We start from the raw sequence: 11,224 nt of genomic DNA, 5'->3' as shown, positions 1-11,224 counted from the left end.
TAATACAATGAAAATTCCTTTTATAGACTTAAATGCTCAATATAATGCTTATAAAAATGAAATCGATGAGGCTATTAGTGAAATTTTACAAAGCACTTCTTTTATAGGTGGTGCAAAATTAGAAGAGTTTGAATATAATTTAGCTAAATATGTAGGTATTAAACACGCAATAGGTTGTTCAAGTGGCACAAGTGCATTATTTTTAGCCTTGATGGCTTTGGGCGTGGGTAGAGATGATGAGGTAATAGTGCCAAGTTTTACCTTTATAGCTACAGCTGAAATGGTTGCTCTAATCGGCGCTAAACCTGTTTTTGTAGATATTGATTTTAAAGATTATAATCTTAGTTTAGAAAAAGTTCAAAGTGCTATCACGCCTAAAACTAAAGCTGTAATTGCTGTGAGTATTTTTGGGCTTATGCCCGATATGCTTACTCTAAAAGAGCTTTGTAAAAGTCAAAATATTGCTTTGATAGAAGATAGCGCGCAAAGTTTTGGAGCTAGTCAAAAGGGTATAAAATCATGTGCTATAGCTGATATATCTTGCACAAGCTTTTTCCCGTCTAAGCCTTTAGGTGCTTATGGAGATGGTGGAGCGATCTTTACCCAAGATGATGAATTAGCACAAAAAATAAAAATTTATTTAAATCATGGACAAGTGCAAAGATATAAGCATAAATACATCGGTATTAATGGAAGGCTTGATACCATCCAAGCAGCTATTTTAAATGTGAAATTAAAATACTTAGATGAAGAGATTAAAAAAAGAGAAGCAATAGCAAAAATTTATGATGAAAATTTAAAAAATTGTATTTTACCGCCAAGAAAAGATGATTTTGTGAGTGCCCAGGCTCAATATAGCGTACGTGTGAAGAATAGAGAAAATTTCATGCAAAAATTACAAGAGCAAGGCATACCTACTGCGGTGCATTATCCTTTAGGGCTTCATTTGCAAGAAGCTTTTGATTATCTTGCTTATAAAAAGGGTGATTTGCCAAATACAGAGCTTTTGAGTAATGAAATTTTATCTTTGCCTATGAGTGCATTTTTAAAAGAAGAGCACCAAGCTAGAGTGATTGAGGCTTTTGAATGAAAATAGGGCTTATAGGCCTTGGTAAAATGGGCAAAAACCATTTAAGAGAACTTGAGCGTAATTTAAAAGTAAAAGAAATTCATCTTTATGATCCTTTTTGCAAAGATGAATTTAAACACTTTTTTCATAAAAATTTTGATGATTTTTTAGCACAAAATCTTGATGGTGTTATCATTGCCACGCCTACTCATACGCATTTAGACATAGCTTTAAAGGTTTTTCCTAAAATAAAAAATATTTTGATAGAAAAGCCTTTGGCATTAAATATTGATGAAATTTTAATTTTAGAGCAAAAAGCTAGAGAAAATAAAGTCAGAGTAGGGGTGGGTTTTTGTGAGAGATTTAATCCTGCTGTTTTAACTTTAAAAGAAAAACTTTTAGAAGATGAGATTATAAGTATTAACATACAAAGAATTTCGCCTTATCCACAAAGAATAAATGATGTAGGTGTTTTAAGTGATCTTAGTGTGCATGATATTGACTTAGTTAGATTTTTAAGTCAAGAGCAAATTTTAAAAGCAAATGTTTATAAAAGCTTTCATCATGATAAATTTGAAGATGAGGTAATGATAAGCTTAAAATTAGAAAATATTTTAGCAAGTATTCATGATAGCTGGAATGGACAATGCATTATAAGAAAAATCACGCTTTTAGGTAAAAAACATACCTATGAACTTGATCTTAAAAATTTTGAACTTTTTATCAATATGCAAAAAATTCCAAATTTATATGAAAACTCTCCTTTGTATGCTGAACATGAAGACTTTTTTGAGCTTTTGCAAAATGGAGTTTGTGAAAATTTAGCTAGTATTGAAGATGCTTTGAGAGTGCAAGAAATTTTAGAAGGTGTTAAATAGTGAAATATGTATTTTTTTTAAATATGGGCGGGATTAATAAGCTTGATGAATGTGAAGTTTTTTTAAAAAATATGTTTAATGATCCTTATATTTTAGGGATAAAAAATGTTTTTTTAAGAAAATTTGTAGCCTTTATGATAAGAAAATCAAGACTAAGAGCTATGAAGCAAAACTATGAAAAAATGGGTGGGAAGTCTCCGCTTACCCAAATCACACAAAGTTTATGTGATAGATTAAATTCTAAAACTAGTGAATATAGCTTTGATTTTATTAGTCTTTATGTGCCACCCTTTGCAAATGATGTTTTTTCAAAATATGATTTTCAAAAAAATGATGAAATCATTTTATTTCCTTTATATCCTCATCATTCTAAAACCACTGTAACTAGTTCTTTAGAAGTGGTGCAAAATGAGCTAAGAAATATCCAAAATCAAGCTAATGTAAAAATCATTGATGTTTTTTATAAAGATGAACTTTATAATGAAATGATTATAAAGCATATTTTAGAAAAAAAGAAAGAGTGTGATTATAAAACTTTGATTTTTTCTGCCCATTCTTTACCGCTTTCAGTGATTAAAAAAGGCGATTTGTATGAAAAACATGTGCAAGAGCATGTGGGTATCTTAAAAGAAAAACTAAAAAATGAATTTGATCAAATCATTTTATCCTATCAATCAAAACTAGGTCCAGTTAAATGGCTTGAACCAAATACAAGTGATATTTTAGAAAGTTTAGATCAAAAAGCTTTGATTTATCCTATATCTTTTTGTATAGATTGTTCTGAAACTATTTTTGAACTTGGAGTTGAGTATAGACACTTAGCAAAAAGTGATTATGAGCTTATTGCTTGCCCTAATGATAGCGATGAGTTTATAGAGTTTATTTTAAATCAAGTAAAATATACTTTTTATATTAATGCTTTATAGCAGTATTAAAAAACATATATTTTTTTCTCGGGATATTTTCCAAATTCCAGTTTGACAGTTTTTGATTGAAGCTTGTACATCCACTAAACATACCTTGTGTGCTTATAACACTATCAATATTCCAATTGTTTAAATCTTGATTAAATTTTGGAGTTTTTGAAAAAGGAATTTTGAAAATAGAATCGCAAAAAAATGTATATTCCATCCATAATACATTTGAAACATCCCATTTATCCAAAGCTTGATTAAAACTAAAGCAATTTGAAAACATATAACTAATATTTATAACTTTAGTTGTGTCCCAATTGTTTAGATTTTGATTGAAATTTTCGCAACCAGCAAAAGTTGCATGCATGCTGATGATTTTGCTAGTATTCCATTTATCTAGTGGTTGGTTAAATGTTTTGCAATTGTAAAACATCCCAGCAATGGACTTTAAACTTTTTGTATTCCAATTATTTAGATTTTGATTGAATTTTTTACATCCATAAAACATTTTGTTCATGTATTTTACTTTGCTTACATCCCAGTTATTGACATAGGAATTAAAATTTTTACATCCATAAAACATTTCATTCATGCTTGTTACATTTGATACATCCCATTCTTCTATACCACTAAAATCTTTTCTTTTGCTATTTTTAAATAAACAATCCATTTCTTGTATATTGCTTACATTGATATCTTTAAGGCTTGTATTTAAATCATCAACTAAGGCTTTTAGTTCGCTTTTGGTTTTTGGATTATACATATGAGCATATTCTTTTTTACCAAAAATAAAAGATTGTGTTGTATTGTTTTTGTAGTCTTTGAATAATTTTTCATATTGTTTAAAATTTGCCAAAGAAAATATGGATTTGCAACAGCCACTAAACATATTATCTTTGATAGTTATGTTTTTTATGTCCCAATTATCAAGTGAATGCGTGAAATTTTTACAATTTTCAAACATAGATTTTGAATTTGTAATTTTAAGTGTATTCCATTTATCTAGAGCTTGATTAAAGCTTATGCAATTATAAAACATTTTAGAAGTTATTCTTAGATTAGATGTATTCCAAGAATTAATATTTTGATTAAATTTTTTACATCCTTGAAACATTTTATGTGTATTAACAAGATTAGATGTATTCCATTTATCTAGAGCTTGATTAAAATTTTCACACCCTTGAAACATTTTAGCCATGTTTTTTACTTTACTTACATCCCAGTTGTTGATATAGGAATTAAAATTTTTACATCCTAAAAACATCCCTTCCATGTTATCAACATTACTTGTATCCCAAGTTTCTATACCTATAAATTTTTCTTCACTAATATTACTAAATAAATAGCTCATATCTTGAATTAAACTTGTATCTATATTTTTAAGCGGAATATCTGATAGTATTAAATATTCAAGAGTTTCTTTTGTTTTTGGTTTGTGGATTATCTTTTTTGATTGCAGTTTGAGTAAATACAATATAACCAAAAATACAAGTAAAGTTATAAATAATAAAACCCAGTACTTTAAATAAGCGAAACAAAAAATCAATATAAAAAAGATTATTATCATTGTAATTTTATTTTTTGATGTCATTGTTTTGACTTTCTATAGGCTTTAAATAACTTTCTTTTATCATAAGATTTACTGTATCTTTAAACATAGGCAAAGCACTTTGTGCAGCGTAATAACTATAAGCCTTGGTAGGATTTCTTACCAAAACCCCTATGGTATAATTGTTTTTCTCATCATTTGCAAAGCCAAAAAATGAAGCATTGTAGCGATTTGAAGTATAGCCTTTTCTTTCAGCAATCCTAGCTGTACCTGTTTTACCACCTATGATAATGCCTTGAGTTTGTGCTTTTTTGCCTGTTCCTTTTTCTATAACATTGATTAAAATTTGTTGCATTTCTTTAGCAGCTTTACTTGAAAGAATTTTTTCTTTTTTAACTTCATCATCAAGTTTTATTAAGCGTCCATCTTGATAAATTTTATTTGCAATTTGTGGTGTGATATAAATTCCATCATTGTTAAATACATTATAAGCAGCTAGAAGTTGCATAAAAGTTGTTTTTAAGCCATAGCCATAGCTTAATACAGATTTTTCTACTTCTCTTAATCTTTTCGGATTTGGTATTTCTCCTTTTTGCTCATAAGGAAGATCAATACCACTTCTTTCTCCAAAACGAAAAATTCTAAGTCCTGAGATGATTTCAAGATTGCTTAATCTTTGGGCGATTTTAATCATACCAACATTTGAAGAGTAGGTAATAACTTCTTCCATGCTCATTTTATCTTTTCTATGATCATCGCGTATAGTAAAACGACCAAGCTTATATTGACCACCTTGGGTGTTGATGATTTCATTGACTTTGATTTTATCTAGCATTAAAGCAGTGGTAAATATAAAAGGCTTTATAACAGAACCCGCTTCATAGCCATATTCTATCGCACTTGCATTAAGCACAGATAGATCTTTTCCACGATTTTGTGGATCATATCTTCTTGAGCTAGCAAGGGCTAAAATTTTTCCACTTTTACTTTCCATAATTGCAACTATAATTTCATTAGCTTTTAGATCTTCATTTCTTTTATCAATAGCCTTTTCTAAGCCTTTTTGGAGTTTTAGTGAAATATTTAAGTATAAATTACATCCATCTATTTTACGCTTTTCATAAGAGTGTAAATTTAAGATAATATTGCCACCTATATCTCTTAAACCTTGGATTTTTGCATTTTGTAAAGGACTTAAGCATTCATTGTAATATTTTTCTAAGCCTTTTATGCCGACATTTTTAAAAATTTCGCTTTTTTCGTCCATATAAGTTCTTGTGTAGCCTATGATAGGAGTAAGTGAGTCTTTTGGCATATACACGCGATCTTCTTTGTGTTCTATGATATCAAGTCCTCTTGTTTCAACTCTGCCATTGTTATTTGTAAAAGACTTAAAAAAACCTTGAGTATAAAGCTTTTTAGCTAATTCTTTTAAATAACTTGCATCTTTTGAATTAATATCTTGGAGTAAAATAAAATTATAACTTCTTCTTTTTTTTGCAAGCATTCTTTTTTTGATATCTTGCATTTGTTCATCGCTTGCACCACTATAAATTTGAAAAAGCGTTAAGAATAATTCTTTTTTATCAGGATTTAAACTTCTTAGATCAATCTCTGCTCTATAAATTTGCCTACTAGAAGTTACTGTAAAATTATCGCTTGTGATGATATTGCCTCTAAGAGCGGAAAAATATTGTTCTTTTTGGGTATTTGGTATATGGCGTTTTGAGGTTAGAAAAAAAGTAGAAAGTAAAAACAAGGCCATAAAAAACAGAGCCATACAAAAAGCAAAAGCTACCTTTGAAACTCTATTTCTAATGGTGTTTGAAAGCATATATTAAATTTGAGTTCTTGAAATTTCTTTATATGCGTTTATAGCCTTATTTCTAACTTCAAGCATAAATTTCATACTTGATTCAGCTTTGCTAATAGCAATTGCTGCTTGGTGTAAGTCTTTTACTTCGCCTGTTGCGATGTCTACCATAGCAGCTTCAGCTGTTTCTTGAGTTTTATTAAGGTTGTTAATAGAATTTTTTAATAAGCTTGAAAATTCATCACCTATGTTATTTGTGTTGCTATTGTTGTTTTTGTTGTTAACATTGTTAAATTGATTTATACCATTAATAGTGTTCATTTATTAACCTCTTAGTAAATCTATCGCACTTTGTGCTATAGTTTTAGTACTTGTAAAAGCACTTACATTTGCTTGGTAAGCTCTTGTTGCTTCTATTAAATCGGCCATTTCAATGACTGGGTTTATATTTGGAAAAGCAACATAACCTTGTTCATTCGCATCTGGATGAGATGGATCAAATTTCATACGAAAATCTTTATCATCTCTTACAACCTTATCAACCACTACGCTCATTATAGCAGGTTTTGCATCTTTTTGCGAAGCAGGGTCATTTAAAGGATTTTCATATTCTAAAAAATTATTATCTTTAGCGATTTGTTTATTTAGTAATTCATTAAAATCAGTCGCTTTAAAAATCACTTCTCTTCTTCTATACGGACCGCCTTCTGCTGTTCTAGTAGTGTTTGCATTAGCTATATTTGAGCTAATTACATTCATTCTAAAGCGTTGCGCGCTAAGTCCGTATCCGCTAATATCAAAATCACTTAAATAAGCCATTATTTTTCTCCTAGCCTAATTTAGAGCTTGTGTCTATGATGGTTGAAAAAATATTACTTTGTCTTCTTAAAACACCATCTAAAGCAGTAATCATCATAGTATTTTTACTCATTTCAGTAGTTTCTACATCAAGATCTACTGTATTTGCGTCATTTCTTGCTAAATGCCCATCTCTTAAATAAATGGTTGATTTATTAGGATCTGGAAATTTCCAAGGTTTTTGATGATTTGCATTTGTACTTGCTAATTCAAGCTCTTTGGTATCTTTCTTTTTAAAAATTTCATTTGCTCTATTAACTAAAGCAGTTTCAAATTCTATATCTCTCGCTTTATAAAAAGGAGTATCAACATTTGCAAGGTTAGAATTAATCATTTGACTTCTTAGGTTTCTTCCTGCTAAAGCATCAACAATAAGTTCTTTTGATTTAAAAGGGCTTATCATAATTTTTCCTTTAAAATAAAGCTTTTATAGACTAAAAGCAAAAATCATTCCAAAATATTTATGCAATTTTGTTTATCTATAAGTATATCTTTTTATAGTAAATTTTTGAAATTTTTAAAGCCACTTTCAAGTGAAACTTTTTTTTCTAGTGTTTTTAAAAAATCTTTTTTTGTCATTTCTTTAGCACCCATAAATTTTAAATGCTCATTAGGCACTTGACAATCTATTAAAAAATCATATGGTTTTAAAAGCTCACAAAGTCTTATTAGGGCTACTTTTGAGGCATCTTTTTTAAGACTTATCATGCTTTCACCAAAAAATATTTTGCCTATGATAAGTCCATATAAACCACCGATTAAAATATCGTTTTCATAAACTTCGACACTATGAGCTAAATTTTGCTCAAAAAGTTTTGTATAAACTTGTATAAATTCTTGACTTATCCAAGTTTTTTTTCTTTTTGCACAATGACTTATAAGCGAGTTAAAATCAAAATCAAGTCTTATTTCATAAGTTTTTAAAGCTTTTTTTATGCTTTTTTGTATACGCACTTCATCAGGTAAAAGCACCATTCTAGGAGAAGGGCACCACCAAGTAACAGGATTACTAGTCCATGGAAAAAGCCCTAGACGATAAGCATGAGGTATAAAGTCTACTTCTAGCTTTTCACTAATAAAAACAGGCGCATCATCAGGGCTTTTTAAAAGTTTAGAATACAAATTCGATTTTTTCATTTTTGGAAAGTTTGAGTTTTAATTTACCACCATTTTTTAATTTTCCAAATAAAATCTCATCGCTCAATCTCTCTCCTAATTCTTCAGCAATAATGCGTTTTAGCAATCTTACTCCAAATTCTTTATTATTGGTTTTTTTAGCAAGAAATTCTTTTACTTTTTTATCAGCTTCTATGGTGATATTATTTAAATTTTTTGCCATTAAATCTAGTTCTTTTTGAACTATTTGTTCTAAAATTTCTTGACTTAAGTCGTTAAAATGAATGATTTTATCTATACGGTTGATAAACTCAGGCGCAAAAAAATCTTTTATGGCTTTATTGCTTTTTTCTTTATCACTGCTTAAAAAACCAAGCTCATTACTTTCTTTGAGACCTAAATTTGAAGTCATAATGATAATAGTATTTTTAAAATCAGCTTTTAATCCACTATTATCCGTTAAACTTGCATTATCAAAAATTTGCAAAAAAGTATTAGTTAAATCAGGATGAGCTTTTTCTATCTCATCAAATAAAACTACGCTAAAAGGATTTTTTCTAATACTATTACTAAGCAAGCCACCATCTTCATAGCCCACATAACCTGCTGAAGTTCCTATGAGTTTGCTCACGTCATGTTTTTGTGAGTATTCACTCATGTCAAATCTTTCAAGATTAAGGTTTAAAATTTGTGCTAAATTTTTCGCAAGTTCGGTTTTACCAACCCCGCTTGAACCAGTAAATAAAAACACACCTTTTGGGGTGTTTTTACCTTTTAATCCTGCATAGCTTTGTTTTAAAATAGAACATAAAGCTTTAATAGCTTCATCTTGCCCAAAGATGTTTTGTTTTAAATCATGCTCTAAGTTCTTAAGAATTTTACCTTGATCGCTTTCATAAATTTTATGAGAATGCGTCATTCTTGCTAAAGTATTTTCTAAATCTTTTATTTTTACTATTTTTTTACTTTTTTTATCTTCTAAAGCAAAGCTTGCACCAAGCTCATCGATTAAATCAATCGCACTATCGGGTAAAAATTTATCATGTAAAAATTGTTTTGCTAGTTTTATACTTGTTTGTAAAATTTCATCACTGATTTTGATTTTGTGAAAATTTTCATATTTACTTTTTAAGCCTTGTAAGATTAAAAAACACTCTTCTTCGCTTGGTTCATCTATATCAATTTTTGCAAATCTTCTACTTAGAGCTTTGTTTTTATCAAAGGTGTTTTTATATTCTATAAAAGTAGTTGCTCCTATGCATTTAATGTTGCCATTACTTAGTGCAGGTTTTAATAAATTTGACATATCTGCATGACTTTCATTACTTGCGCCAGTTCCTACTATGGTGTGAATTTCATCTATAAATAAAATAGCATTAGGGATATTTTCTAATTCTTTAATGATATCTTTTAATCTTTTTTCAAAATCACCTCTGTATTTTGTCCCTGAAAGCAAGCTTGCCATATCAAGACTATAAATTTTTGAGTTTTTTAAATGTTTTGGTACTTTTTCTTCAGCTATAGCTAACGCTAGTCCATCTATAATGGCACTTTTACCAACACCTGGCTCACCAACTAAAATAGGATTATTTTTTTTGCGACGGCTTAGAATTTGCATCATTCTTTCAAGTTCAAATTTCCTACCTATAACAGGATCTATTTTGCTTTTTTTTGCAAGCTCAACTAGCTCTATAGTATGGGTTTTTAAATTTTCAAATTCAGCATTTTGTAATAATTCTTTTATTTTTCCTTCTTCTATTAGGTGTTTTTTTAAAATATTATAAGAATAAGCTTTTTCTTCTTTGCAAAGTGCGATGATAAAATCAATCACACTGGTTTGATTTTTTGCATTTAGCTTGTGTAATATATTTTCCAAGATTACAGAAAAAATAGGTTCTATTTCTTTTTTTAAAATTTCGTTATTTTTAGCTAAGTAGTTTTTTAACTCATTTTCAAAGCCTTGTAAATCACCATCTCCAATTTCTTCAAGTAAATTTTTAAAGTCATTACTAAGTTTAACTAAAGCAAAAAGCAAATGCTCACAAGTGATAAATTCATGATGATTGATAAAGCTTAAATGTCTTGCATTTGGTATAAATGAGTCAATTAGTTCTTTATATTTCATTGTTCTTCTATCCTTGTTTGGAGTGGAAAATCATTGTTTTTTGCTGCCATGTCAACTTGCTGTTTTTTGCTAAGTGCAATTTCTTCTGTGTATATGCCACAAACTCCACTTCCTTGATGATGGATTTCAAGCATAATTGCACTTGCTTTTTCAAAATCATGATGAAAAATATTCATTAAAATTTCAATTACAAAATCCATAGTGGTAACATCATCATTTAAAAGCAAAACCTTAAACATTTTAGGTTCTGCTAGTTTTTGTTGCTCTAAAATTTCACTTTTTAGACCCATTTAATATCCTATTAATGTCTTCTTGCATAATCTCAGTAGAAACTTTCCCAAGATAATATTTCACATAACTTTTTGAATCTTTATTCCAAAAGTCTGTTAAATCTTGATAAATACCATCTTTTAAAACTACTTTAAAAGGAAGTTGTTCCATGCTTTGATAGTTGATATCTTTTAAAGCTTGTGCGACAATTCTATCATTTTCTTTAGAATTGCTTAAGAAATAATAAGCCCCATATTTAATGGCAAAATCTTTTACGATTTGATCGCTTACATTTTCAAAATGACTAAGCCCTATGATGATAAAATTATCTGTATTTTTTTGCCATAAGCTTGTTAAATGGGTAGCTTCTTCTTGGCAAGGTGTGCAAAAGGTTCCAAAAAAATCAAACATTAAAATTTTATCCTCTTCACCTTTTACCACAAAACCATTTTGTGTTCTTACTAAGGTTTTTTCACCACCATTGACACTTTTTAAAAGAATTTCATCACCCATTTTATACTCAGCAAATGCAAATTCGTTTTCGATTTTTTCTTCGCTTGAGCAAGCGCTTATTAAAAATGCAAAAGCAAATGTAAAAAATAAATAAGCAAATTTTTTCATCAAAATCCTTT

12 protein-coding genes are annotated in these 11,224 nt (G+C 28.9%); 3 read left to right on the top strand and 9 right to left on the bottom strand.

Annotated elements, in window-relative coordinates; all coding sequences use genetic code 11:
• Positions 1-13 precede the first annotated feature (13 nt).
• From CAMP5118_RS06295 to hemH, 3 genes are read left to right on the top strand one after another with little or no spacing between them, the layout of a single operon-like run.
• Complete coding sequence (locus CAMP5118_RS06295) at positions 14-1,090, top strand: DegT/DnrJ/EryC1/StrS family aminotransferase (protein WP_337216897.1); 1,077 nt, start codon at positions 14-16, stop codon at positions 1,088-1,090.
• Positions 1,087-1,947, top strand: a complete 861-nt coding sequence (locus tag CAMP5118_RS06290) for a Gfo/Idh/MocA family protein (RefSeq protein WP_337216883.1) — start codon at positions 1,087-1,089, stop codon at positions 1,945-1,947. Before CAMP5118_RS06295 ends, CAMP5118_RS06290 begins: the two co-directional genes overlap by 4 nt.
• Positions 1,947-2,873: a ferrochelatase gene (gene hemH, locus CAMP5118_RS06285; RefSeq protein ID WP_337216882.1), complete on the top strand. Its 927-nt coding sequence runs from the start codon at positions 1,947-1,949 to the stop codon at positions 2,871-2,873. The genes CAMP5118_RS06290 and hemH overlap by 1 nt, the downstream gene beginning before the upstream one ends.
• Here hemH and CAMP5118_RS06280 read toward each other — a convergent pair.
• The 9 genes from CAMP5118_RS06280 to CAMP5118_RS06240 all read right to left on the bottom strand — a co-directional run bounded on the left by CAMP5118_RS06280 (position 2,860) and on the right by CAMP5118_RS06240 (position 11,213).
• On the bottom strand, positions 2,860-4,335 hold the full coding sequence (locus tag CAMP5118_RS06280) for a BspA family leucine-rich repeat surface protein (protein ID WP_337216881.1): 1,476 nt from the start codon (positions 4,333-4,335) through the stop codon (positions 2,860-2,862). The two genes, hemH and CAMP5118_RS06280, sit on opposite strands and share 14 nt — an antisense overlap.
• Positions 4,336-4,435: 100 nt before the next feature.
• Entirely contained in the window at positions 4,436-6,244 is a 1,809-nt protein-coding gene (locus CAMP5118_RS06275) for a peptidoglycan D,D-transpeptidase FtsI family protein (RefSeq protein WP_337205625.1), read from the bottom strand.
• 3 nt (positions 6,245-6,247) lie between these two features.
• Positions 6,248-6,544, bottom strand: coding sequence for a flagellar hook-basal body complex protein FliE (gene fliE / locus CAMP5118_RS06270; RefSeq protein WP_337205624.1), 297 nt, complete (start codon positions 6,542-6,544; stop codon positions 6,248-6,250).
• 3 nt (positions 6,545-6,547) lie between these two features.
• Entirely contained in the window at positions 6,548-7,042 is a 495-nt protein-coding gene (flgC, locus tag CAMP5118_RS06265; RefSeq protein ID WP_039618718.1) for a flagellar basal body rod protein FlgC, read from the bottom strand.
• A 10-nt stretch (positions 7,043-7,052) separates the two neighbouring features.
• The gene (flgB, locus tag CAMP5118_RS06260) at positions 7,053-7,484 is read right to left on the bottom strand and encodes a flagellar basal body rod protein FlgB (RefSeq protein ID WP_039618716.1); all 432 of its coding nucleotides are present in this window, start codon (positions 7,482-7,484) and stop codon (positions 7,053-7,055) included.
• Positions 7,485-7,576: 92 nt separating this feature from the next.
• Entirely contained in the window at positions 7,577-8,218 is a 642-nt protein-coding gene (aat, locus tag CAMP5118_RS06255; protein ID WP_337205622.1) for a leucyl/phenylalanyl-tRNA--protein transferase, read from the bottom strand.
• Complete coding sequence (locus CAMP5118_RS06250) at positions 8,193-10,322, bottom strand: AAA family ATPase (protein WP_337216880.1); 2,130 nt, start codon at positions 10,320-10,322, stop codon at positions 8,193-8,195. Before CAMP5118_RS06250 ends, aat begins: the two co-directional genes overlap by 26 nt.
• Positions 10,319-10,612 (bottom strand): ATP-dependent Clp protease adaptor ClpS, encoded by a 294-nt coding sequence (locus CAMP5118_RS06245; protein WP_263663090.1) that lies wholly within the window; start codon positions 10,610-10,612, stop codon positions 10,319-10,321. Before CAMP5118_RS06245 ends, CAMP5118_RS06250 begins: the two co-directional genes overlap by 4 nt.
• Positions 10,596-11,213, bottom strand: a complete 618-nt coding sequence (locus CAMP5118_RS06240) for a TlpA family protein disulfide reductase (protein ID WP_337216879.1) — start codon at positions 11,211-11,213, stop codon at positions 10,596-10,598. The genes CAMP5118_RS06245 and CAMP5118_RS06240 overlap by 17 nt, the downstream gene beginning before the upstream one ends.
• Between the last annotated feature and the right edge of the window lie 11 nt (positions 11,214-11,224).

The sequence above is a fragment of the Campylobacter sp. LMG 7929 genome, from assembly GCF_024723595.1.
In the GTDB taxonomy this organism is placed as follows: Bacteria; Campylobacterota; Campylobacteria; order Campylobacterales; family Campylobacteraceae; genus Campylobacter_D.
Note: the sequence above shows the minus strand (reverse complement) of the source record. Positions and strands in the feature narration are given on the sequence as shown.